At 72.0% G+C, this 23,332-nt stretch carries 19 protein-coding genes; 11 read left to right on the top strand and 8 right to left on the bottom strand.

Annotated features, from left to right (window positions below):
* Positions 1 to 32: 32 nt before the first annotated feature.
* The 8 genes from ACFLFB_RS05375 (at position 33) to ACFLFB_RS05340 (ending at position 10,296) form a co-directional block, all read left to right on the top strand.
* A complete protein-coding gene (locus ACFLFB_RS05375) occupies positions 33 to 1,172 on the top strand; it encodes a ring-opening amidohydrolase (RefSeq protein ID WP_392544675.1) in 1,140 nt (379 codons plus the stop codon).
* 299 nt (positions 1,173 to 1,471) lie between these two features.
* Positions 1,472 to 2,500 carry a LacI family DNA-binding transcriptional regulator gene (locus tag ACFLFB_RS05370; RefSeq protein WP_392544674.1) on the top strand — a complete coding sequence of 343 codons (1,029 nt, stop codon included), beginning with the start codon at positions 1,472 to 1,474 and terminating at the stop codon, positions 2,498 to 2,500.
* A gap of 48 nt (positions 2,501 to 2,548) precedes the next feature.
* On the top strand, positions 2,549 to 3,826 hold the full coding sequence (locus ACFLFB_RS05365; protein WP_392544673.1) for a sugar ABC transporter substrate-binding protein: 1,278 nt from the start codon (positions 2,549 to 2,551) through the stop codon (positions 3,824 to 3,826).
* A 2-nt stretch (positions 3,827 to 3,828) separates the two neighbouring features.
* The gene (locus ACFLFB_RS05360; RefSeq protein ID WP_392544672.1) at positions 3,829 to 4,782 is read left to right on the top strand and encodes a carbohydrate ABC transporter permease; all 954 of its coding nucleotides are present in this window, start codon (positions 3,829 to 3,831) and stop codon (positions 4,780 to 4,782) included.
* Positions 4,783 to 4,789: 7 nt separating this feature from the next.
* A complete protein-coding gene (locus ACFLFB_RS05355) occupies positions 4,790 to 5,614 on the top strand; it encodes a carbohydrate ABC transporter permease (RefSeq protein WP_392544671.1) in 825 nt (274 codons plus the stop codon).
* A gap of 65 nt (positions 5,615 to 5,679) precedes the next feature.
* Complete coding sequence (locus ACFLFB_RS05350; RefSeq protein ID WP_392544670.1) at positions 5,680 to 7,293, top strand: glucoamylase family protein; 1,614 nt, start codon at positions 5,680 to 5,682, stop codon at positions 7,291 to 7,293.
* A 47-nt stretch (positions 7,294 to 7,340) separates the two neighbouring features.
* Positions 7,341 to 9,182: a glycoside hydrolase family 3 protein gene (locus ACFLFB_RS05345; protein ID WP_392544669.1), complete on the top strand. Its 1,842-nt coding sequence runs from the start codon at positions 7,341 to 7,343 to the stop codon at positions 9,180 to 9,182.
* A gap of 73 nt (positions 9,183 to 9,255) precedes the next feature.
* Complete coding sequence (locus ACFLFB_RS05340; protein WP_392544668.1) at positions 9,256 to 10,296, top strand: acyltransferase family protein; 1,041 nt, start codon at positions 9,256 to 9,258, stop codon at positions 10,294 to 10,296.
* A gap of 6 nt (positions 10,297 to 10,302) precedes the next feature.
* On the opposite strand, the gene purH is transcribed toward ACFLFB_RS05340, so the two are convergent.
* From purH to sucC, 6 genes are all read right to left on the bottom strand, one after another.
* Positions 10,303 to 11,928, bottom strand: a complete 1,626-nt coding sequence (gene purH, locus ACFLFB_RS05335; RefSeq protein ID WP_392544667.1) for a bifunctional phosphoribosylaminoimidazolecarboxamide formyltransferase/IMP cyclohydrolase — start codon at positions 11,926 to 11,928, stop codon at positions 10,303 to 10,305.
* A gap of 151 nt (positions 11,929 to 12,079) precedes the next feature.
* Complete coding sequence (locus ACFLFB_RS05330; protein ID WP_392544666.1) at positions 12,080 to 12,505, bottom strand: PPOX class F420-dependent oxidoreductase; 426 nt, start codon at positions 12,503 to 12,505, stop codon at positions 12,080 to 12,082.
* A gap of 38 nt (positions 12,506 to 12,543) precedes the next feature.
* Positions 12,544 to 13,116, bottom strand: coding sequence for a phosphoribosylglycinamide formyltransferase (gene purN, locus ACFLFB_RS05325; protein WP_392545387.1), 573 nt, complete (start codon positions 13,114 to 13,116; stop codon positions 12,544 to 12,546).
* Positions 13,117 to 13,124: 8 nt separating this feature from the next.
* Positions 13,125 to 14,372, bottom strand: coding sequence for a DUF6350 family protein (locus tag ACFLFB_RS05320; RefSeq protein WP_392544665.1), 1,248 nt, complete (start codon positions 14,370 to 14,372; stop codon positions 13,125 to 13,127).
* Positions 14,373 to 14,571: 199 nt separating this feature from the next.
* On the bottom strand, positions 14,572 to 15,465 hold the full coding sequence (gene sucD, locus ACFLFB_RS05315; RefSeq protein WP_392544664.1) for a succinate--CoA ligase subunit alpha: 894 nt from the start codon (positions 15,463 to 15,465) through the stop codon (positions 14,572 to 14,574).
* A 32-nt stretch (positions 15,466 to 15,497) separates the two neighbouring features.
* Positions 15,498 to 16,676, bottom strand: coding sequence for an ADP-forming succinate--CoA ligase subunit beta (gene sucC, locus ACFLFB_RS05310; protein WP_392544663.1), 1,179 nt, complete (start codon positions 16,674 to 16,676; stop codon positions 15,498 to 15,500).
* A gap of 155 nt (positions 16,677 to 16,831) precedes the next feature.
* On the opposite strand from sucC, the gene ACFLFB_RS05305 reads away from it, so the two are divergent.
* Positions 16,832 to 17,368, top strand: coding sequence for a hypothetical protein (locus ACFLFB_RS05305; RefSeq protein ID WP_392544662.1), 537 nt, complete (start codon positions 16,832 to 16,834; stop codon positions 17,366 to 17,368).
* A gap of 97 nt (positions 17,369 to 17,465) precedes the next feature.
* Here ACFLFB_RS05305 and ACFLFB_RS05300 read toward each other — a convergent pair whose 3' ends face one another.
* Both ACFLFB_RS05300 and ACFLFB_RS05295 read right to left on the bottom strand, forming a co-directional pair.
* Positions 17,466 to 18,884 (bottom strand): M20/M25/M40 family metallo-hydrolase, encoded by a 1,419-nt coding sequence (locus ACFLFB_RS05300; RefSeq protein ID WP_392544661.1) that lies wholly within the window; start codon positions 18,882 to 18,884, stop codon positions 17,466 to 17,468.
* Positions 18,885 to 18,958: 74 nt separating this feature from the next.
* Positions 18,959 to 20,983: a M4 family metallopeptidase gene (locus ACFLFB_RS05295; protein ID WP_392544660.1), complete on the bottom strand. Its 2,025-nt coding sequence runs from the start codon at positions 20,981 to 20,983 to the stop codon at positions 18,959 to 18,961.
* 373 nt (positions 20,984 to 21,356) lie between these two features.
* Between ACFLFB_RS05295 and ACFLFB_RS05290 the strand changes: the two genes are divergently transcribed.
* Both ACFLFB_RS05290 and ACFLFB_RS05285 read left to right on the top strand, forming a co-directional pair.
* Complete coding sequence (locus tag ACFLFB_RS05290; protein ID WP_392544659.1) at positions 21,357 to 22,202, top strand: esterase/lipase family protein; 846 nt, start codon at positions 21,357 to 21,359, stop codon at positions 22,200 to 22,202.
* A gap of 343 nt (positions 22,203 to 22,545) precedes the next feature.
* A complete protein-coding gene (locus ACFLFB_RS05285; protein WP_392544658.1) occupies positions 22,546 to 23,235 on the top strand; it encodes a M23 family metallopeptidase in 690 nt (229 codons plus the stop codon).
* Positions 23,236 to 23,332: the final 97 nt, after the last annotated feature.

Raw genomic sequence — 23,332 nt, 5'->3', positions numbered from 1 at the left:
CGGCCACCGGCCGACCCAGGAAGGAACGCACCGTGCCCGACGCCATCGAGGTCCGCAAGGTCCCGCTCCACAACGTCTCCGACGCCTCCGAGCTCGGCAAGCTCATCGACGCCGGCGTGATGGAGGCCGGCCGCGTCATCGCCATCATCGGCAAGACCGAGGGCAACGGCGGGGTCAACGACTACACCCGCATCATCGCCGACCGCGCCTTCCGCGAGGTCCTCGTCGCCAAGGGCGCCGACGCCGCGAAGGTCAAGGAGGTCCCGATCGTGTGGTCCGGTGGCACCGACGGTGTCATCAGCCCCCACGCGACGATCTTCGCCACCGTCCCGGCGGAGGCCGCCGAGCAGACCGATGAGCCGCGCCTCACCGTCGGCTTCGCGATGAGCGAGCAGCTCCTCCCCGAGGAGATCGGCTACGTGCCGATGGTGAGCAAGGTCGCCGCCGCCGTGAAGGTGGCGATGGAGCGCGCCGGCATCACGGACCCCGCCGACGTCCACTACGTGCAGACCAAGACCCCGCTGCTCACCATCCACACCATCCGCGACGCCAAGAGCCGCGGCAAGCACGTGTGGACCGAGCACACCCACGAGTCGATGGACCTGTCCAACGGCTGCACCGCCCTCGGCATCGCCGTGGCGCTCGGTGAGATCGAGATGCCGACCGACGCCGACGTCATGCACAACCGCGACCTGTTCTCCTCGGTCGCCTCGTGCTCCTCGGGTGTCGAGCTCGACCAGGCGCAGGTCGTGGTCGTGGGCAACGCCCGCGGCGTCGGTGGCCGCTACCGCATCGGCCACTCGGTGATGAACGACGCGCTCGACCAGGACGGCATCTGGGGCGCCATCAAGGACGCCGGCCTCGACCTCCCCGAGCGCCCGCACCGCAGCGACCTCGACGGCCGGCTGGTCAACGTCTTCCTCAAGTGCGAGGCGTCGCAGGACGGCACCGTCGCCGGTCGCCGCAACGCGATGCTCGACGACTCCGACGTGCACTGGCACCGCCAGATCAAGTCCTGCGTCGGCGGCGTCACGGCGTCGGTCACGGGCGACCCGGCGGTCTTCGTCTCGGTCTCCGCCGCCCACCAGGGCCCCGAGGGTGGCGGCCCCGTGGCCGCCATCGTCGACCTCGGCGCGGGCGAGCCCACCGGCTACCGGCCGCCCACCGCCTGACCCCGAAGGACCTCAGCCCGACCGGCTGACCAGCGGCTCCACCCGCTGACGACGCGCCGTCCCCGCCACCGCGGGGGCGGCGCGTCGGCGTTCACCCCCCGGTGTCGCCGTGAGTGCGGAAACGGTCGTCGGGGCCGCCGCGAGCGCACTCATCGCGCAGGGAACGGGCCCGTTCACCGGCCTCCCGAGCACGAATCCGGCGCCGTTACCAAACCGTGACATTCCTTAGCCCCCACGGCACGGGGTCGGCCGGGCAAGGTCGAACCTGATCTTGTAAGCGCTTTCAAGGATGAGGGCAGATGACGGAACAGGCACGGAACCGGCAGCAGTCGGCGACCATCTACGCGGTCGCCGACCTCGCCCAGGTGTCGATCGCCACCGTCTCCCGGGTCCTGCAGGGTTCCCCGGTCGTCACCGAGAAGACCCGCCAGAAGGTCCTCGCCGCGGTCGACCAGCTCGACTACCTCCCCTCCGGCGCCGCCCGCAGCCTGGCCGTGCGCCACCACGACACCTACGGCCTCGTGCTCCCCGAGCTCAGCGGTCCGTACTACGCCGAGCTCCTCGTCGGCTTCGAGACCCGCGCCGCCCAGCTCGACCAGAGCGTCATGCTCGTCCTCGCCGGGACGAAGAAGGACCGCGGCCAGGCCGTGCGCACCCTCGCCACCCGCGTCGACGGCATCGCGGTGCTCGGCTCCGACGTCGCGCACGTCGGGGGCAGCACCAAGCCGCTCGTCGTCATCGCCGGCCACGCGAGCTCGGGCATCGAGACCGTCACCGCCGAGAACATCGAGGGCGCCCGCCGGATCACCGAGCACCTCCTCGACCACGGGCGCACCCGGCTGCGCTTCGTCGGTGACCCCTCCGCGGCCCACGACGTCGGCGAGCGCCACCAGGGCTTCCTCGCCGCCCACCACGACCGCGGCCTCGAGCCCGCAGCCCCCGTCCTCGCCTCGTTCCGCGAGGAGGAGGGCACCGCGGTGGCCGAGCGGATCGTCGCCGGCGACATCGACACCGACGCCCTCGTGTGCGGCAACGACGAGCTCGCCCTCGCGATCATGGCCCGCCTCACCGACCGCGGCGTCTCCGTCCCCGGCGACATCGCCGTCGTCGGCTGGGACGACGTCATGACCTCCCGCTACGTGCGGCCCGGCCTCACCACCGTGCGCCAGCCCGTGCAGGCCGTCGGCGCCCTCGCGGCCGACCGCCTCCACCACCTCGTGTCCGGTGCCGCGCCCAGCGCCGTCCGCCACGTCCTGCCCACCGAGGTCGTCATCCGCAGCTCGTGCGGGTGCCCCGGCGAGGTCGGCCCACCCCCCTCACGTCCCTGACCAGTCCCCTCCGATGAGAACCAGCACCACCCAGAAAGAGAGAGTTCGATGAGACGCACCTCCACCATCACCGTGGCCAGTCTGGCCGCCCTGACCCTGGCCCTGACCGGCTGCGGTCGGGAGAGCGCCGACAGCTCGTCCGGCGAGACCGGCAAGGCCGTCGGCTCCGGCGCCGCCAAGGGCACCATCACCGTGTGGGCCATGGGCGCCGAGGGCGAGAACCTCCCCCAGCTCACCAAGGAGTTCGAGGCCGCCAACCCCGGCACCAAGGTCGAGGTGACCGCGATCCCGTGGGACGCCGCGCACGACAAGTTCACCACCGCCATCACGGCCAACAAGACGCCCGACGTCGCCATGGTCGGCACGACCTGGATGGGTGAGTTCGCGGGCCTCGGCGCCCTCGACGCCACCCCCGGCGAGATCGACAAGTCCGTCTTCTTCGACGGTGCCCAGAAGACCACCGAGGTCGGCGGCACCTCCTACGGCATCCCCTGGTACGTCGAGACCCGCCTGGTGTACTACCGCACCGACCTGGCCAAGAAGGCCGGCATCACCACGCCCCCCACCACCTGGGCCGGCCTGAAGGACATGGCCAAGGCGATGCAGGACAAGGCGGGCGCCAAGTACGGCATCGGCCTGCAGGCCGGCGGCGTCGGCTCCTGGCAGTCGGTCATGCCCTTCGCCTGGTCGGCGGGCGCCGACCTCACCAAGGACGGCGGCAAGGCGTACAACTTCGACAGCCCCGAGATCCTCAAGGCGGCGCAGTACTACCAGTCGTTCTTCACCGACGGCATCTCGGACAAGGCCGCCCCGGCCACGCCGACCACCGAGCCCGACTTCGCCAGCGGCAAGGTGCCCATGTTCATCTCCGGCCCGTGGATGATGTCCGCGGTCGAGAAGGCCGGTGGCGAGGGCTTCAAGGACAAGTACGACGTCATGCAGATCCCTGCTGACAAGACCTCGTCCTCCTTCGTCGGCGGCTCGAACCTCGTCGTCTTCAAGAACACCAAGAACCGCGACACCGCGTGGAAGTTCGTGCAGTGGCTCGGCGACCCGAAGACCCAGGTCAAGTGGTACGGCATCTCCACCGACCTCCCGTCGGTGAAGAGCGCGTGGCAGGACCCGGCCCTCAGCGCCGACAAGAAGCTCGCCGTGTTCGGCAAGCAGCTCGAGACCGCGCAGGCTCCCCCGAGCTTCCCGACGTGGGAGCAGGTCGTGACCTCCTTCGACACCGAGATGGAGAAGGTCACCAAGACCGGCGCCGACCCGGCTGCCGCGCTCAAGACCGTCCAGTCGCAGGCCGAGTCGATCGGCACCGGCAACTGATCATGACCACCCTCACCGACGGCGCGGACACCGCGCGCCGCGAGGAGACCCCCTCTCCCTCCCGGAAGCCCCGTCCTCGGACGGGCCTCCGGGAGGGGCGGGCGGCCTGGGTCCTCGCGATCCCGTTCGTCCTGCTCTTCCTCGTCTTCACGGTCTGGCCCGTGCTGCAGTCGCTCTTCATGAGCGTCACGGACACCCGGGCCAAGGACCTGCGGACCCCCTTCTCCGTCGACATCGTCGGCTTCGACAACTACGTCAAGGCCTTCTCCGACGCAGGCTTCCTGCGGGCCGTCCGGAACACGGCGTACTTCGTCGTCATCGGCGTGCCGCTCACCCTGCTCCTGGCCCTGGCCGCCGCCGTGGCGCTCGACCGGGGGATCACCCGGTTCCGCGCGGCGTTCCGGCTCGGCTTCTACCTGCCGGTCATCACCTCGATCGTCGCGGTCGCCGTCGTGTGGCAGTTCCTGCTCAACGGCGAGTTCGGCCTCATCAACACCGTGCTCGGCTGGGTCGGCATCACCGGCCCGAACTGGCTCGGCGACCCGAACTGGTCGATGCCGGCGCTGATCATGATGGCCGCCTGGCGCAACTTCGGCACCGGCATGATCATCTTCCTCGCCGGGCTGCAGGCGGTGCCGTGGATGCTCCACGAGGCCGCCGCCATCGACGGGGCCAGCGCGTGGCAGCGCTTCCGGCACATCACCCTGCCGCTGATGAAGCCGACGATCCTCTTCGTCTCCGTGACGACGATGATCGGCTACCTGCAGTTCTTCGAGGAGCCCTTCGTCATGACGAACGGCGGCCCGCTCGACAGCACCGTGTCGATGTCGATGTACACGTACAAGCAGTTCGGCTTCGGCAACTACGGGTACGCGGCCTCCCTCAGCTACATCATCTTCGTCGTCGTGGCCATCGTCACCGCGATCCAGTTCCGCGCGCTGCGCGAGAAGGGGTGAGCACACCGTGAACCGCACCAGCAACAGCAAGTGGTGGCTCTACACCCTGCTCACCCTCGCCGTCCTCGTCGTGGGCGCCCCGTTCCTCTGGATGGTGCTCGGCAGCTTCAAGTCGACCACCGAGCTGCGCCAGAGCCCGCCCACCTGGCTGCCCGAGCACGCCAGCCTGGACAACTACACGCAGCTGTTCACCCGGCTCGACTTCGGCACCTACTTCTTCAACTCCACCGTCGTCGCCGCCGTCGTGACCATCGGCAACCTGCTCTTCTGCTCGATGCTCGGCTACGCCCTGGCGATGCTCGAGTTCCGCGGGAAGAAGGCGCTGTTCGCCGTCGTCATGGGCACCCTGCTCATCCCCGGGGTCGTCACCTTCGTGCCCCTGTTCGTCCTCGTGGCGAACGCCGGGCTCATCGACACCCTCCCCGGGCTGATGCTGCCGTTCCTGGCGGCGCCCTTCGGCGTCTTCCTCATGCGGCAGTTCATCATGGGCCTGCCGAGGGACCTGCTCGACGCCGGACGGGTCGACGGAGCAGGTGAGCTGCGCATCTTCGCGCGGATCATCCTGCCGCTGTGCGGACCCGCCCTCGCGACCCTGGGCATCCTCACCTTCCTCGGGAGCTGGAACAACTTCCTCTGGCCGCTCGTCGTGGCCCAGACCGAGGAGACCTACACCCTCCCCGTGGCGCTCGCCCTGTACGCCAAGGGCCAGAACTCCACGAACTACGGGCTGCTGCTCGCGGGAGCCACCGTCGTGGTCATCCCGATGCTGCTCGTCTTCCTCGGCTTCCAGCGCCGCGTCATCGAGGGCATCGCCACCACCGGCATCAAGTAACCGACCAGGCACGACCACCACCGCAACGGGCCGCCACGAGCGGCACCGACGAACGGAGTCCGACCATGACCGACCTCATCCTCCCCACCCCCGGCCGCCGCCAGCTGATCCTCGGCGGCGCGGCCGCGCTCGCCGGCCTCGGCTTCGCGCCGACGACCGCCGTCGCCCGCCCGGCCTCGGCCCCGCTCGCAGGAACCGCTGCGGGGGTGCCGAACTCGCGCCTGCACCGCTGGGCCGCCGACACCTGGCACAGCCTCGACGCGATGACGGCGCCCGCCACCGGCCTCCCGGCCGACAACATCCCCGAGTCGCTCGCGGCGGGTGACCGGTCGGGCTACACCTCCCCGACCAACATCGGTGGCTACCTGTGGTCCACCGTCGTGGCCCGCGAGCTCGGCATCATCTCGCGCGCCGAGGCGAGCCGCCGGATGCTGCGCACGGTCCAGACCCTCGAGGGGATGGAGCACCACGAGCCCAGCGGCATGTTCTACAACTGGTACGACGAGGAGACCGGGGACGCGATCCGCGTCTGGCCCACCAGCGGCGACCCCGTCGAGCCGTTCGTCTCCAGCGTCGACAGCGGCTGGCTCGGCGCGGCCCTGCTCGTCGTCGCCAACGCCGACCCGGTCGCCGGCCCGCGCGCGAAGGCCCTGTTCGACAAGATGCGCTGGGACGCCTTCTACAACCCCGGTGACGGCAAGGACGGCCACCCGGTCGTGCGCACCGGCGGGCTCATGCACGGCGGCTTCTTCCCGTACCGCGACGGGCGCCCCGGTGGCACCTACCAGGGCACCCACATCGGCGGCGAGAAGGTCTGGCTGACCACGCACCACTACGACACGATCGTCTCCGAGACCCGCATCACCAGCTACCTCGGCATCCTCACCGGACAGGTCCCCGGCCGCCACTACTACGCCGCGTACCGGACCTTCCCGCGCGGGGACTGCAACAACTGGAACTGGCAGGAGATGCAGCCCGTCGGACAGACGCGCACGTACCTCGGCGTCGAGGTGTTCGAGGGCGCGTACACCTACCGCGGCATGCACATCGTCCCCGGCTGGGGCGGCAGCATGTTCGAGGAGCTCATGCCCGCCGTGTTCGTCCCCGAGGAGACCTGGGCGCCGAACAGCTGGGGCGTCAACCACCCCCTCCACGTGCGCGCCGAGCGCGAGCACGGGATGGAGGAGGCCGGCTACGGCTACTGGGGCTTCTCCCCCGCCAGCGACCCGTTCGACAACTACCGCGAGTACGGCGTCGACGCCCTCGGCATGAACCCCGAGGGCTACTTCTCCGACAAGGAGAAGACGAACTACGACGCCGGCTTCGGCGACTGCCGCCCGGGCTCGAACCCGAACCCCAAGTTCGGCGACGGCGTCGTCACGCCGCACGCGTCCTTCCTCGCGATGATGTTCGAGCGCGGCCCCGCGACCGCCAACCTCCTGAAGATCGAGCAGAAGCTCGGCGCCTACGGCAAGGGCGGCTTCTTCGACGCCGTCGCCGTGAAGAGCGGCACCATCGCCCGGCGCTACCTGTCCCTCGACCAGGCCATGGTCATGGGTGCGCTCGGTAACGTGCTGTCCAAGAACGTGCTTCGCCGCGCGTTCAGCACCCCGGAGGTCGAGGCGAAGCTGCGCCCCGTCATCGGGATCGAGCGGTTCGGCGCCGGCATCATCGAGTGACGCCAGCCGCCGCGGGGGTCCGAGTCGCCACGAGTGGAAGAGAACTGATGGAACCGGTGAGGCTCACGAGCCCCGAGGGCGTGGAGTTCCGCGACCTCAACGGCAACGGCGTCATGGACCCCTACGAGGATCCTCGACTCGCGCCCGAGGCGCGGGTCGAGGACCTCCTCGCCCGGCTCTCCCTCGAGGAGAAGGTCGGGCTGATGTTCCAGACGGTCATCGAGGCGGGCGCCGACGGCTCGGTGCTCGAGCAGCCCGGGGCCATCAGCAAGTCGCCGACGAGCGCCGTCGTCCTCGACAAGCACCTGACGCACTTCAACGTGCACGCGCTCGACGACCCCCGGATGGCCGCCCGGTGGCACAACGCCCTCCAGGCGATGGCCGAGCGCACCCCGCACGGCGTGCCCGTGACCGTCTCCACCGACCCGCGGCACGCGTTCATCGAGAACGCGGGGGTCTCGTTCACCGCCACGGCGTTCTCGCAGTGGCCCGAGCCCCTCGGGCTCGCGGCCCTGCGGGACGCGGACGCGGTGCGCGAGTTCGCCGACATCGCGCGGCAGGAGTACGTGGCCGTGGGCATCCGCGCCGCGCTGCACCCCACCCTCGACCTCGCGACCGAGCCGCGCTGGGCCCGTCAGGCCGGCACGTTCGGCCAGGACCCGCGCCTCGTCACCGAGCTGGGCGTCGCGTACCTGCGCGGGTTCCAGCAGGACCGCGTGGGTGCGGGCAGCGTCGCCTGCACCTCGAAGCACTTCCCCGGCGGCGGCCCGCAGAAGGACGGCGAGGACGCCCACTTCCCCTACGGCCGCGAACAGGTCTATCCCGGAGGGCGGTTCGCCGACCATCTCGAGCCGTTCCCCGCGATGGTCGAGGCCGGGACCGCGGCGATCATGCCGTACTACGGCATGCCGGTCGGCCTCGAGGTCGACGGCGAGCCGGTCGAGGAGGTCGGCTTCGGCTACAACCGCCAGGTCGTCACGGGCATGCTGCGCGAGGGCCTCGGGTTCGACGGCGTCGTCGTCACCGACTGGGAGCTCGTCAACGACAACCACGTCGGCGACCAGGTGCTGCCCGCCCGCGCCTGGGGCGTGGAGCACCTCGACCCGCACGGCCGGATGGAGCTGATCCTCCACGCCGGCGCCGACCAGTTCGGCGGCGAGGAGTGCGTCGAGATCCTCCTCGACCTCGTGGCCCAGGGGCGGGTGACCGAGGCCCGTGTCGACGAGTCGGCCCGGCGCCTCCTGCTCGTGAAGTTCCGCCTCGGCCTGTTCGACGACCCCTACGTCGACGAGGACGCCGCCGCCGTCACCGTGGGTCGCGACGACTTCCGCGCGGCGGGGTACGCGGCCCAGGCCGGCTCGGTCACGGTGCTGCGCAACGAGGTCGGCCCCGGCGGCGCGCCCGCCCTGCCACTGCGGCCCGGGCTGCGGATCTACGCCGAGAACGTCGCCGAGGACGTCGTCCGCCGCCACGGCACCCCGGTGTCCCGACCCGAGGACGCCGACCTCGCGCTGGTCCGGCTGTCGGCGCCGTACGACGTGCGCTCCGACCTCTTCCTCGAGTCGTGGTTCCACCAGGGCTCGCTCGACTTCCCGCCGGGCCTCGTCGCGCGGCTGCGCCGGGTTGCGGCCGCCTGCCCACTGGTCGTCGACGTCATCCTCGACCGGCCGGCCGTCCTCACGCCGCTGCTGCCCTTCACGGCCGCGCTCGTCGGGACGTACGGTACGAGCGACGCCGCCCTCCTGGACGCCCTCACCGGGCGCATCGGCCCGCGCGGTCGGCTGCCGTTCGACCTCCCGCGCTCGATGGACCAGGTGCGGGCCCACCCCGAGGACGTCCCCGGCTACGACGACCCGCTCTTCCGGTTCGGCGACGGCCTCACCATCTGAGACCGGACCGGCCCGCGGGCCCTGACCCGCGGGCCTGCGCGCGAGGGCGCCGACGCGACGGCACACTGTCGCCATGGCGCCGACCCCCCGCACCGCCCGGCTCGCCGGGCTCGACCTCGCGCGGGGTCTCGCGGTGGTGTCGATGCTCGTCGCCCACCTGTCGCCGGTGGGCGGGCTGTTCGACGTCAGCGAGTACCTGACGGCGCCGCTGTTCGCGGTCGTCATCGGGGTCGCCATGGGGGTTCAGCTCGACCGGCGGCACCCGGGGGTCATCCCCTTCCTCGTCGCCAACCTCCAGCGCGGGCTGGTCCTCGTGGTCCTCGGGCTCGTCCTCCAGCTGCTGTACGGGCAGATCGTCGTCGTGCTGCCCTACCTGGGGCTGCTCGTCCTCGTGCTCGCACCGCTGGCCCTCCTGCTGCACCGGGCTCCGGTGCTCACCCTCGGGCTGGCCGCGGGAGGCGCGGTGCTCGGGCCGCTGGTCACGGAGCGCGCACGCGAGGCGGGTCCGGCCGCCGCGGCCGCAGGCACCCCCTGGCCCGGCTGGTGGTCGGACCTCTCGCAGTGGTTGGCCACGGGGTCGTCGTACCGGCTCACCTCCTTCGTCCCGATGGCGCTGGGCGGTCTCGCGCTCGCCGCCATCGTGCGGCGGGTCGGGCGCGGACCGTTCGGGTGGGCCGTCGCGGGCGTGCTCGTGGTGGCCTCGGGGGCGGTCTACCTCGTCGGGGGCACCACCGCGGACGGTGCTGCCGCGTACTCGGGCACCACCGCCGAGGTGCTCGGCGCGACGCTGCTCGCGGCGTCGGTCGTCGTCGCCTCGTTCGTCGTCGACGACCAGGTCGGCCACCGCCCCGCCGGCCGGGCGCTCGGCCCGCTGCTGGCCACGGGACGGCTGGCCCTCACCGCGTACACGGTGCAGATCGTCGCGCTCGCGGCGATCTCCCTCGTGCGTGGGCGGGACCTGCCGGACGACACCTGGCCGATCCTCCTCGGGACCACGGCCGTGGTCGTGGCGACCTGCTGGGCGCTCGACCGCTGGTGGGGCACCGGCCCGCTCGAGTGGGTGCTGCACCGCATCCGGCCCCAGGTCCCCGAAGGCCGCCACCGCACCCCCTGAGGGGCGTCAGTGGGCGAAGTGGCGGGTGCCGGTGAAGTAGAGCGTGGCGCCGGCTGCCTCGGCCGCGGCGACGACCTCGGCGTCGCGCATCGACCCGCCGGGGGCGACGACGGCCCGCACCCCGGCATCGAGGAGCACCTGGAGGCCGTCGGCGAAGGGGAAGAACGCGTCGGAGGAGGCGACGGCGCCGCGCGCCCGCTCCTCGCCGGCGCGCGTCACGGCGAGGTGGCACGAGTCGACCCGGTTGACCTGGCCCATCCCGATGCCGACCGACGCGCCGCCGCGGGCGAGGAGGATGGCGTTCGACTTCACCGCGCGCACGGCCCGCCAGGCGAACTGGAGGTCGGCGAGCGTGGCCTCGTCGGCGGCCTCACCGGCCACGAGGCGCCACGCGGACGCGTCGTCACCCCCGGTGAGGGTGCCCTCGTCGTCACGGACCTCGGCGTCGACCGCGTCGCGGACCTGCATGAGGAGGCCGCCACCGATCGGCCGGATCTCGGCGCCCCGCCGGTTCGGTGCCGCGCACTCGAGCAGGCGGATGTTCTTCTTCGCGGTGAGGACCTCGAGGGCCTCGGGCTCGAAGCCTGGCGCCACGACGACCTCGGTGAAGATGTCGGCGACCGTGCGGGCCATCTCGCCCGTCACGGGGCGGTTGGTGGCGATGATGCCGCCGAACGCCGAGACGGGGTCGCAGGCGTGGGCCTTGCGGTGGGCGTCGGCGACGTCGGACCCGACGGCGATGCCGCACGGGTTGGCGTGCTTGATGACGGCCACGGTCGGCTCGTCGCCGTGGTCGTGGGCGGCGCGCACGGCGGCGTCGGCGTCGACGAAGTTGTTGTACGACATCTCCTTGCCGTGCAGCTGGGTCGCCTGGGCCAGGGCCGGCTGCGGCTGGAAACCGTTGCTGTACAGCGCTGCCCGCTGGTGCGGGTTCTCGCCGTACCGGAGCGTGGAGGTCTTGGTCCAGGTGGCGCCGACCCACGCCGGGAAGCCGGTGCCGTCGGTGGTGTCGACGTAGGCGTTGCCCATCCACGAGGCCACGTGCACGTCGTAGGTGGCGGTGTGGACGAACGCCTCGGCCGCCAGGCGCTTGCGCTGCTCCAGGGTGAACCCGCCGCTCGCGACGGCCTCGAGGACGGCCGCGTACGTGGACGGGTCGGTGACCACGGCGACGCTGGGGTGGTTCTTGGCGGCGGCTCGCACCATCGACGGACCACCGATGTCGATCTGCTCGACGCACTCGTCCGGGCTGGCGCCCGAGGCGACGGTGTCGGCGAAGGGGTACAGGTTGACGACGACGAGCTCGAACGCCTCGACCCCGAGGTCGGCGAGCTGGGCCACGTGGTCGGGCTTGCGGGTGTCGGCGAGGATGCCGGCGTGCACGCGCGGGTGCAGGGTCTTCACGCGTCCCTCGAGGCACTCGGGGAAGCCGGTGAGGTCCTCGACCTTGGTCACCGGCAGGCCGAGCGACTCGATGAGCGCGGCGCTCCCTCCGGTGGAGACCAGGGCCACGCCGGCGTCGTGGAGGCCGCGGACGAGGTCCTCGAGCCCGGTCTTGTCGTAGACGGACACGAGCGCGCGGCGCACGGGACGGACGTCCTGCGACGGTCCGGGGGCGGTGACGGCGGCCATGGGGGACTCCTCGGGGTCGGTGACACGCTGCGGGACACCCAGGCGGGCGATGTCCCGACGTGTGACTTCCCGGTGGTGCACCACCCGCGCCAGTCGTCTGCGACGAGGCTACCGGGGCCGGTGGCGGCGCGGAAATCGGCCGCGCGCGTCCTCAGGTGGCGTACGGCGAGGGCGGGAGCGGGTCGGGCCACGAGGCGCCGAGGACGCGGTCGACCTCGATGACGAGCACCACCCGCTCGGGGTTGGGGCGCGGCACGCGGTAGCGCCCGGCGTACCGCTCCTCCGCGTCACGCACGGCGGCCGCGTCCTCGAGGACGCGGGTCGGGCCCTCGAGGGTGAGCCACCGGCGGCGGTCGACCTGGCCGAGGGCGGCGCGGGACCCGGCGCGCGCGTTGCGGGCCTTGACGCTGCCGCGGCTGGTGATGACGCGGGCCACCAGCGCCTCGGCGTCCCAGGTGAACCCCACCGGGACCACGTGCGGTGAGCCGTCGGCGCGCAGGGTCGTCAGCGTGGCGAGGTGCCGCTCGCGCAGGAAGTCGACGGCGGCGGCGGGGAGGTCGGCGGGGTGCAGGGCCACGGCGCCGATCCTCGCAGGTCCGGCGGGGGGGCCTGGGGTCAGGTGGTCCGCCAAGTGCGGTCGGCCGCGAGGCGGGACAGCACCTCGACGAGCATCGCCCGCTCCTCGACCTTGATCCGCTCGTGGAGGCTCTCGACGGTGTCACCGTCCTCGACCCGGATCGCGCGCTGCTCGATGATCCGCCCGGTGTCGACGCCGGCGTCGACCCAGTGGCAGGTGCAGCCGGTGACCTTGACCCCGTGCTCGAGCGCGTCGCTGACGCCGTGGGCGCCGGGGAAGCTGGGAAGCAGGGCGGGGTGGGTGTTGACCACCTTGTGGGCGGCGAGGAAGTCCGGCCCGAGGACCTTCATGAAGCCGGCCGACACCACGAGGTCGGGCGCCTGGGCCGACACCAGCCGGGTGATCGCGGCGTCCCAGTCGGCCCGGGTGTCGTGGTCCTGCACGCGACACGTGAACGTGGGGACGTTGCGCAGGGCGGCACGGACCACCCCGCCGGTGCCGTCGCGGTCGGCGCCGACGGCGACCACCTTGATCGGCGCACCCTCGGCCTGGGCGTCGAGGAGGGCCTGGAGGTTGGTGCCGGAACCGGAGACGAGGACGACGAGGCGCAGTGCAGGGGTCACCGGCGCAGTCTCCACGCATCGCGGACGACGACGACGAGCGCCCCCACCATCAGCCACCCGAAGACGGCGACGACGAAGGCGGCCGTGGGGACCCCGACGTCGGAGAGGCGGAACTGGCCGGCCGAGCCACCGCCGAGGACGTCGAGCAGGCCGAGGGCGATGGCGCAGGTCGCGCAGGCGACCGTGGCGACGGTGAGCTTGGTGCGCAGCCGCGACAGGCGGGCGACCTCACCGAGGGCGCGGCGGGCGACGAACCCGCCGACCGCGACGACCACCAGCACGCAGGCGCCGGTGACCCACGGGAACTCCCCCGGCTGGGGCAGCGCGGCGAGCACCGGGACGAGCGGCAGCAGCCCACCCTCGGAGCCGGACCACGTGACCGCGCCGCCCTCGACGACCTCGAAGCCGGGGCCGGCGAGGAAGGACACCGCCCACAGCGACAGGTTGGGCAGGGAGAGTGCCTGGGCGGCGCCGAGGAGGAGGGTGCCGAGCCCGGGAGCGCCGACCTCGCCGGAGATCGTGGCGACGCGCGACCAGCCCAGCGCCACGACGAGGCCGACGACGGCCGCGCCCACCCCGAGGAGGACGGCCGCGCCGGTGAGCCCGGGGCGCACGCCGCGGCGGACGTCGTCAGGCAGCCAGGGGAGGTCGAGGGCCGGGCCGAGCACCTCGGGGTCGTCGCGGACGACCGGTCGCAGCGCGAGGGCGATCGCGGCCAGGGGCAGCACGGCCGCGGGGACGACGACCGACAGCGGGTCGACGCGCAGGGGGCCGGCCGTGGTCAGGCCGATGGCGCCGGCGAGGGCGAGCAGGAACCCGCCCCACCAGGAGCCCACGGCCGCGGCGAGGGGCCGGGGCAGCACGCCGCCCCAGTACTCGCCGTCGGTGGAGACGTCGACCATGGCCTCGCGGACCCCGACGCGGGCGAGGAGGACGAGGAGCGCCAGGCCGAGGAGCGGCACGAGCGAGAGCAGGGCGGTGCCGGCGAGGAGGTGGCCCCCCGACATCAGGAACCACAGCGCCGCACCGGTGCCCGCGGCCTGCCACGCGGTGCCGACCGAGAGCGGGTCGACGAGCCAGGCGAGCACCACCGGAGCGCCGACGAGGAGGAGCGACGCGACCCCCGTGACGAGCCCGATGACGACTCCGCGCCACCACGGCGGAGCCGGGACGACGTGCGCCTCGGCGGGCGCGGGGTCGTCGGAGCCCGGCAGGTGGGCGCGAAGGCGGTCGATGACGGTCATCGGTTCCAGTGTGCGGGAGGGCGACCCACGCTCGCCCGAGCACACGCCGGTGCGGGCGCCATCAGGTCCGTTCGGCCGACCCTCGGAGGCTCGTTAGCCTCTTGCCCTCCCCGGTCACCACTTCAGTACGGCAACACGCCGACGTCCGGGGTCGGGCGTCGGCGTGTTGCCGTACTGGAGTCGAGCGGGTGTCAGGCGGTCAGGCGTTGAGGCCCTGCATGATCTCGCGCATGAGGTCGGCGGCCTCGGACGGCGTCTTGCCGACCTTGACCCCGGCGGCCTCGAGGCCCTCCTTCTTGGCCTGCGCCGTGCCCGAGGAGCCCGAGACGATGGCGCCGGCGTGGCCCATGGTCTTGCCCTCGGGGGCGGTGAAGCCCGCAACGTAGCCGACGACCGGCTTGGTGACGTGCTCCTGGATGTAGGCCGCGGCCCGCTCCTCGGCGTCGCCGCCGATCTCGCCGATCATGACGATGGCGTCGGTGTCGGGGTCGTTCTCGAAGGCCTCGAGGCAGTCGATGTGCGTGGTCCCGATGACCGGGTCGCCACCGATGCCGACGGCGGAGGAGAAGCCGAAGTCCCGCAGCTCGTACATCATCTGGTAGGTCAGGGTGCCCGACTTGGAGACCAGACCGATGCGGCCGGTGCCGGAGATGTCGGCGGGGATGATGCCCGCGTTCGCGACGCCCGGGGTGATGAGGCCGGGGCAGTTCGGGCCGACGATGCGGGTCGTGCCCTTGTCCTTGGCGTAGTTGTAGAACTCGGCGGTGTCCTTGACCGCGACGCCCTCGGTGATGACGACGGCGAGCGGGATGGCGGCGTCGATCGCCTCGACCGCGGCGGCCTTGGTGAACTGCGCGGGGACGAAGATCACCGAGACGTTCGCGCCGGTGGCCTCGATGGCCTCGGCGACGGAGCCGAACACGGGGACGGTGACGCCGCCCTCGAACTCGACGGTGGTGCCGGCCTTGCGGGGGTTGACGCCACCGACGATCGCGGTGCCGCTGCGCAGCATCCGCTGGGTGTGCTTCATGCCCTCGGAACCGGTCATGCCCTGGACGATGACCTTGGAGTCGGCGTTGAGGAAGATGGCCATGGGTGTGTGTCTCTCTTCTCTTGCGCTCTGGGTCAGTTCTGGGAGGCGAGCTCGGCGGCGCGGCGGGCGGCGCCATCCATCGTCGCCTCGATGCTCACGAGGGGGTGGTTGCGCTCGGCGAGGATGCGGCGGCCCTCCTCGACGTTGTTCCCGTCGAGGCGGACGACGAGCGGCTTGGTCGCCTCGTCCCCGAGGGCGTCGAGCGCGCCGACGATGCCGTTCGCCACGGCATCGCAGGAGGTGATGCCGCCGAAGACGTTGACGAACACCGACTTCACCTGCTCGTCGCCGAGGATGATGTGCAGCCCGTTGGCCATGACCTCGGCCGAGGCGCCGCCACCGATGTCGAGGAAGTTGGCCGGCTTCTGGCCGCCGAACTCCTCGCCGGCGTAGGCGACGACGTCGAGCGTGCTCATGACGAGCCCCGCGCCGTTTCCGATGATTCCGACGGAGCCGTCGAGCTTGACGTAGTTGAGGTCCTTCTCCTTGGCCGCGGCCTCCAGCGGGTCGGCGGCGGCCTTGTCCTCGAGGGCCTCGTGGTCGGGGTGGCGGAAGCGGGCGTTGGCGTCGAGGGTGACCTTGCCGTCGAGAGCGACGATGTCGCCGTCCTCGGTCTTCACGAGCGGGTTGACCTCGACGAGCGTGGCGTCCTCGTCGCGGTAGACGGTCCACAGGGTCTGCAGGACCGGCTCGATCTTCGCGGCGGTCTCGGCGTCGAAGCCGGCGGTCTCGACGATCTCGCGCGCCTTGGCGGCGTCGATGCCGGTGTTCGGGTCGACGGCCACGCGGGCGAGGGCCTCGGGGCGCTCGACGGCGAGGGTCTCGATGTCCATGCCGCCCTCGACCGAGCACATGGCCAGGTAGGTGCGGTTGGCGCGGTCGAGCAGGATCGAGAAGTAGTACTCCTCCGCGATGCGGGCGCCCTGGGCGATCATCACCTGGTGGACCGTGTGGCCCTTGATGTCCATGCCCAGGATGGCGCGGGCGTGCTCCTCGGCCTCCTCGGCCGTCTTGGCGACCTTGACGCCGCCGGCCTTGCCGCGGCCACCGGTCTTGACCTGCGCCTTGACGACGGTGACCCCGCCGCTCGCGGCGCCGATGCGCTCCGCGGCCGCGCGGGCCTCCTCGGGGGTCGTGGCGACGGCCCCGGCGAGCACGGGCACCCCGTGCTTCTCGAACACGTCACGGGCCTGGTACTCGAAGAGATCCACGGGGCGATCCGTCCTTCATCTGCTGGTGGAGGGGAAGTGGTCCGCTGGGGAGCCTAACGGGGTGCGGGACGTGCGGTCTCCCCCGGAGCCCTCGGTGGGACCGATCTCACCCCCGAGCGGTCGCCCCCGCCGCCGACCGGTGGTTGGGTGTCGGGGTGACCTCGATGCCGTCCGCTCCCCCGCCGCCGTCCGGTCCGGTCCGCGCCCGGTCCCCCCGTGCGAGGGGGGCCGCGCTCATCGCGCTCTCGCTCGTGCTGGCGACCGCCGCGTGCGGATCGACGCCCACGCCGGGCACGACCTCCACCTCACCGACCCCGCCGAGCGCGAGTGCCACGTCGTCGCCGGGGGCGAGCGGCGCGGCCTCCGGGGTGCGGCTGGCCCGGGTCGGCGGGGTGGCGGGGTTCCAGGACGTGCTCGTGGTCGGGGCCGACGGCCACGTGACCGGCACGACCCGTGCCGGAGAGGTCGACTGCACCGTCCCGGTCGGCACCGCACAGGTGCTCGCCACCGCCGCGCCGCCGACCACCGGGCTGAACGCCGGCAACGACCGGATCGCCACGAGCGTCGAGCGCGACGGGACGACCCACGACCTCGGCGAGGGGCAGGGGGGCGACCCGCTCTCGCAGGCCGCGCGCTCCCTCCTCGACGACGTCCAGCTGCCGCAGGACCAGCGCACCCTCTGCCGCCCCTGACCTCCTGCACCAGAGCACGTGCTACCGCCTGGTACGTGGGGTGATCACCCCACGTACCAGGCGGTAGGCCGCGATGGAAGGGCGGCGGGTGCCCGGGTCAGCTCGTGGCGAGCGCGGTGTCGTCGAGGACGAACGAGGTCTGCAGGCTCGCGTCCTCGGTCATCGTGAACCGGATGGTGACCGTCCTCCCCTTCCAGGCGCTGAGGTCGAACGACTTCTGCGCGTAGGTCGCGTTCGCGCCGACGTTGGAGTACGTGGCGAGCGTGGTCACCGTCGAACCGTCGACCACCTGGGCGCGCATCGTGTCGTAGGCGGTCGAGCCGGACTCGGCGGTGTCGGTGCGCAGCCAGAACGACAGGGTCGCCGCGGTCGCCGACGACGGGACCGCCACCGACTGGTTGATCGTCTCGGTCCCGGCGGACCCGTTGCCGCCGAGCCACGCCTTCCAGGACCCGCTGCGGGCCGGGCGGCCGGAGTTGCTCGTGATGGGGCCGCTCGTCCCGGTCCACACCGTCGCGCCGGACTCGAAGCCGGCGTTCTGGAGGAGGTTGCCCCCGGTGGGCGGCGGGGTCGTGCCGCCGAGGTCCTTGGCGGCGTAGAGCCAGAGCATGTGCCCGATGAGGTCCGCGCCGCGGTCGAGCGCGGTGACGTTGATGTTCGAGGACGAGTCGCAGGAGGAGTGGTAGCAGCGGTCGAAGGCGGTGCCCGCCGTGCCGCCCCACTTCTGCGCCTGCGCGCTCGTCTTCACCGTCTCGGCGCCGCTGAAGATCCCCGAGGTCGCGATGCCGTGGGACCGGAAGGCCGCGTGGTCGCTGCGCCCCTGGACGTCGATGTACTCCCACGGGATGCCCTTGGACGTGTACCAGGCGGTCAGCTCGTCGCGGGCGGTGTTGCCGACGGGGTTGTCGTCGTAGACGAAGTACCCGGGGTTGGGCGAGCCGATCATGTCGTAGTTGAGGTAGAGCTCGATCTTGTCCTTCTCGGTGGTCGAGAGGCTGCTCATGTAGTGCTTCGAGCCGAGCAGGCCCAGCTCCTCGGCACCCCAGAACCCGACGCGGACCTTGTTGCGCGGGGTCTGGCCGCTCGCGGCGTAGGCCAGCGCGGCCTCGAGGACGCCCGCCGAGCCGGACCCGTTGTCGTTGATGCCGGCGCCGTTGGCCACGCTGTCGAGGTGCGCCCCCATCATCACGACGCTGTTGGGGTCACCACCGGGGAGCTCGGCGAGGAGGTTGTACGAGGTGCCCGAGCTCGTGCTGAACGACTGCGTCGTCGTGGTGAAGCCGGCGGCCTCGAGCTTGCCCTTCACGTAGTTCACCGAGGCGAGGTAGCCGGGCTTGCCGGTGCCGCGGTTGCCGCCGTTCGCGGTGGCGATGGACTGCAGCTGGGCCAGGTGGGCCTGGACGTTCGCGACCGGGATGTCGGGGCTCGCGGCGGTGGCCGTGGGCGCCGTGGCGGTGAGGACCGAGGCCGCGAGGGCCGCGGCGAGGACGGGAGCGATGGCTCGGGGGGTGCGCATGAGGGGTCTCCTTCGGGGCGGACAGACAGGCGTGGGCCGGCCCCGGGGAGGGGCCGGCCCACGGCTGGTGGTGGTCAGCTCGTCGCGAGCGAGGTGTCGTCGACGACGAACGACGTCTGCAGGCTCGAGTCCTCGGTCATCGTGAAGCGGATGGTGACCGTCTTGCCCTTGTAGGCGGTGAGGTTGAACGACTTCTGCGTGTACGTGGCGTTGGGGGCCACGTTCGAGTAGGTCGCCAGCGTGGTCACCGTCGAGCCGTCGACGACCTGCGCGCGCATGGTGTCGTACGCGGTCGAGCCGGACTCGGCGGTGTCGGTGCGCAGCCAGAACGACAGGGTCGCCGCCGTGGCCGAGGCCGGGATGGCCACGCTCTGGTTCACCGTCTCGGTGCCCGCGGTGCCGTTGCCGCCGAGCCAGAGCTTCCACGATCCGGTGCGGGCCGGGCGACCGGTGTTGTTGGTGATCGGGCCCGCCGTGCCGGTCCAGACCGTCGCACCCGACTCGAAGCCGGGGTTGCCCAGGAGGTTGCCCCCGGTGGGCGGCGGGGTCGTGCCACAGGTCTCGGAGCCGGCGGGGACGCTGATCGCCGAGAAGGCGGACTCGACCGCGGTGCAGGTGGCCGAGGTGGCGCCGTAGAGCTCCTTGGCCGACGCGATGGCGCCGTTGCGGGCCGCGGCGTAGGTGCTGGTGGAGGTCAGCTTGGTCGACAGGGTCCGGTACCAGACCTTCTCGATGTTGGTGCGACCGGCGCCGGTGACCGTGGAGGCGTTGCACGTGGGGCTGTTGTAGGCGACGCCGTTGATGGTCTTGGCGCCCGAGCCCTCGGAGGCCAGGAAGAACCAGTGGTTCAGCGGGCCGGACGAGTAGTGCGGGTCGAGGTTCTTGGTGCCGGTGGTCCAGCAGTCCTGGCTCGCGCCGTCCTTGCTCGGCTTGTCCATGTAGCGCAGCGGGGTGCCGTTGCCGTTGATGTCGATCTTCTCGCCGATGAGGTAGTCACCCGGGTCGGCGGCGGAGTTGGCGTACCACTCGACGGCGGTGCCGAAGATGTCGGAGGTCGCCTCGTTGAGGCCACCCGCGTCACCGGAGTAGACGAGGCCCGCGGTGTTCTCGGTCACGCCGTGGCTCATCTCGTGGGCGGCGACGTCGATGGAGGTGAGCGGCTTGAGGTTGCCCGAGCCGTCGCCGTAGGTCATCTGGGTGCCGTCCCAGAACGCGTTGACGTACGCGTTGCCGTAGTGGACCCGGCTGCGGGCGCCGGTGCCGTTGTTCCAGATGCCGGCGCGGCCCAGGACCGAGTTGTAGTACGCGTACGTCTTCTCGGCGCCGTACTGCGCGTCGACACCGGCGGTCTGCCGGCTCGTCGTCGAGCCGTTGCCCCAGATGTTGTCGGCGTCGGTGAACTGCGTGCCGGTGCCGGAGGTGGCCCCGTTGAGGTCGGTCGTGTAGTTGCCGAGGGTGTCCTTCAGCAGCCAGGTCGACCCGCTCTGGGTGGAGTTCAGGGTGACGCTGCCCGAGTACTGGCTGTTGCCGGTGCCCTTGACGACCTCGTCGAAGGAGGTGATGACCTCGCCGGTGTCGGCGTCGACGATGGTGTGCAGCCGGCTCGGCGTCTGGTCGGCCAGGGTCCCCGTGGTGAGGACGTCGTAGGCCAGGCGCGGCGTGCCCGTGCCGGCCCAGACGACGAGCTCGCCCTCGCTCTTCTCGCCCTTGGCGTTCGACCGCTTCTCGCCGGTCGCCACGGCCTCCTGCTTCGCGACGCCCGGGGACGTCGTCTTGGCCGAGACGTCCTTGCGGTCGGCGTTGTAGCGGACCTGCTCCACGTCGCCGCTCTTGGACTTCTCGACGACGAGGTCGCCCCCGATGACGCGCAGTCCCTTCCAGGTGCGGTCGTACCGGGTGTGCGTGGTGCCGTCACGGTCGGTGACGACCGAGCGCTTGACCAGCTGCTCGTCCGAGCTGAGCCCGAGGGCGGAGCGGTCGTTCGAGGCGCCGGCGCTGGTCGCGGTCGGCACCCCGGATGCGGTGGCGGCGGGGACGCCGGCCGCGAGAGTCGCGGCGACGGCCACGCCGAGGGCGAGGCCGCTGGTGAGTCGGTTCACGGGTTCTCCTTCGTGAAATGGGCCCGGGGTTGTCCGGGCCACCCGGAAACCTCCCTCTCGACTGCGGTGTGCCACAACAGTTCTTGCGAAGAATTGACCAAAGGACAGCAACTCTTTACCGACCGCGGTCCGCTTCTTGAGGAAACTCACAGGCGCCCCGCTCAGGCCCCTTGACGGGTTCTTGACCGACTCCATGAGGTCGGTCGCCCCCGCCGCGGACCGACATGCGGTATCGCGTCACACGCCGCGCGCGAGGGGCCGGTGGCGGACGTAGGGTGGGCCCGCCATGGCGTCGTCACCGCGGCCGAGAGCCGCTCCGCACGACGAGACCACCGCACCGACGCGGCCCTCGCCGCGTTCTGTCGTGCGCGCGGTGAGCGGCGCCGCCCGCTTCGCGCTCGACCCCGCGGTCATCGCCGGCGGTGCGGTCGAGGCGGTCTGGCTGGCGGCCCACGCGGCCACCTGGCCCCTGGGCCTGCTCGGCGGGCGGGGTCGCGGGGCGACCCCCGCGTACCGCGTCGAGCACCTCCCGCCCGTCCAGCGCGGCCTCATCGTCTCCGACGTCGAGGCCGCGGGGACGCCGATCCTGCTCGTGCACGGGATCGTCAGCAACCGTTCGGTCTTCACCCTGCTGCGGCGAGGCCTCACCCGCCGCGGCTTCACCAACGTGTTCGCGATGAACTACACGACGGTCTCCACCGACGTCCGCGCCGCCGCGGCGAGCCTGGCGGAGGAGGTCGAGCGGGTCGTCGAGGAGACCGGCTTCGAGCGGATCCACGTCATCGGGCACAGCCTGGGCGGCCTCATCGGGCGCTACTACGTCACCCGGCTCGGCGGCGACGCCCGGGTGCACACTTTGGTCACCCTCGGCACCCCGCACGAGGGCACCTGGGCGGCGTACGCGGTGCCGACCCGCCTCATGCAGCAGATGCGCCCCGGCAGCGGGCTGCTGCGCGAGCTCGCCCGGCCGGCCCGCGGGTGCCGCACCCGCTTCATCTCGTACTGGTCCGACAGCGACGAGGCGGTGCTGCCCCAGCGGTCGGCCGCCCTGCGCCACCCGGACCTGCGCTCGAGCAACGTGCGCCTGCACGGTGCCGGCCACCTCACCCTGCCGATGATGCGCGACGTGGTCCACGGCATCTCCACCGCGCTCGCCTTCCTCGACACCGACGGCGCCACCGTGACTTCGGGCGTCCTCCTCCTCGCGCGTGACGAGTGAGTCACGCGAGACTCGTGTGACTGGCGTGACGAATGGGGTTCGCGCGTCCCCACCGAGACACTCCGCATGCTGGTCTGTGACCCACATCACATCCAGCGACGGACCCGCACGTCACCGGGGGTTGACCAAGGTTTGTCGAAGCACCGCCTCCGCGTCGACCGGACGCGAAGTTTGTGTCACGGAATGGTCACGGTACGGTGGTCGACGAGTCAACAACGCCCCACCCCTTCCCCCTGAGGTCATGCCCCCTGTGAGTTCTTCGTACCGGGGGCGCCACTACGCCGGACGCCATCGCGTCTCCAGCCGTGGTGCGCGCCTGCCCCGCGCCTTCTCCTCGAGCTTCGTGCTGCCGACCTCGGCGGCCGTGGCCCTCGTGGTGACGGCGACCGGCGCGACGGTCGCGGAGTCGTCCTCGGCGCTCACCTTCGACCTCACGGGCCAGCAGACGGCCCTGGCTCGCACCGAGCAGGCCGCCGACGAGGCGACCACCACCGACCTCGCCCAGCGCCGCCAGGCCTCCGCGATGCAGACGGCCGCCCTGGCCGGTCGCGTCGAGGCCAAGCAGCGCGCCGCCCGCAGCGCGGCCCGCAAGGCCGCCGCCGAGGCCGCGGCCCGTGCCAAGGCCGAGCGCGAGGGCAAGCGCTGGGTCAAGGCGATCCGCACCGGCACCCTGACCTCCGGCTTCGGCCCCCGCTGGGGCAAGACCCACGACGGCCTCGACATCGGCGCCCCCACCGGCACCCCGATCTACGCGATGTCCAAGGGCACGGTCATCCTGTCGGCCAACGTCTTCAGCTTCGGCAACAAGGTCGAGATCCGCTACTGGGACGGCACCGTCTCCTGGTACGGCCACATGAGCCGTCGCGACGTCGCCGTCGGCGACACCGTCATGCCGGGTGACCAGGTGGGCCTCGTCGGCAACACGGGCCACTCGTTCGGCTCGCACCTCCACCTCGAGATCCACCCGACCGGCGGGGACAACCCCATCAACCCGGCCCCGTGGCTCAAGCGCCACAACATCATGGTCGGCTGACACCGGCCCCCAGCCATCGCAGCACCCAGCGCGACCCCGGAGACGTCCTCCGCGGGTCGCGTTCTCGTTGGTGGGGCACCCGCCCGCCCGGAGGGGG

Origin of the sequence: Oryzobacter telluris, from assembly GCF_043099285.1 — a bacterium.
GTDB classification, from domain to species: Bacteria; Actinomycetota; Actinomycetes; order Actinomycetales; family Dermatophilaceae; genus Oryzobacter; species Oryzobacter telluris.
This window is presented reverse-complemented; position numbering and strand designations above follow the sequence as displayed.

Excerpts from the sequence above, each read along its gene's own strand:
- ACFLFB_RS05370 (WP_392544674.1), top strand. The coding sequence starts at position 1,472 with ATGACGGAACAGGCACGGAACCGGCAGCAGTCGGCGACCATCTACGCG.
- ACFLFB_RS05365 (WP_392544673.1), top strand. The coding sequence starts at position 2,549 with ATGAGACGCACCTCCACCATCACCGTGGCCAGTCTGGCCGCCCTGACC.
- ACFLFB_RS05360 (WP_392544672.1), top strand. The coding sequence starts at position 3,829 with ATGACCACCCTCACCGACGGCGCGGACACCGCGCGCCGCGAGGAGACC.
- ACFLFB_RS05350 (WP_392544670.1), top strand. The coding sequence starts at position 5,680 with ATGACCGACCTCATCCTCCCCACCCCCGGCCGCCGCCAGCTGATCCTC.
- ACFLFB_RS05345 (WP_392544669.1), top strand. The coding sequence starts at position 7,341 with ATGGAACCGGTGAGGCTCACGAGCCCCGAGGGCGTGGAGTTCCGCGAC.
- ACFLFB_RS05340 (WP_392544668.1), top strand. The coding sequence starts at position 9,256 with ATGGCGCCGACCCCCCGCACCGCCCGGCTCGCCGGGCTCGACCTCGCG.
- purH (WP_392544667.1), bottom strand. The coding sequence starts at position 11,928 with ATGGCCGCCGTCACCGCCCCCGGACCGTCGCAGGACGTCCGTCCCGTG.
- ACFLFB_RS05320 (WP_392544665.1), bottom strand. The coding sequence starts at position 14,372 with ATGACCGTCATCGACCGCCTTCGCGCCCACCTGCCGGGCTCCGACGAC.
- sucD (WP_392544664.1), bottom strand. The coding sequence starts at position 15,465 with ATGGCCATCTTCCTCAACGCCGACTCCAAGGTCATCGTCCAGGGCATG.
- ACFLFB_RS05300 (WP_392544661.1), bottom strand. The coding sequence starts at position 18,884 with ATGCGCACCCCCCGAGCCATCGCTCCCGTCCTCGCCGCGGCCCTCGCG.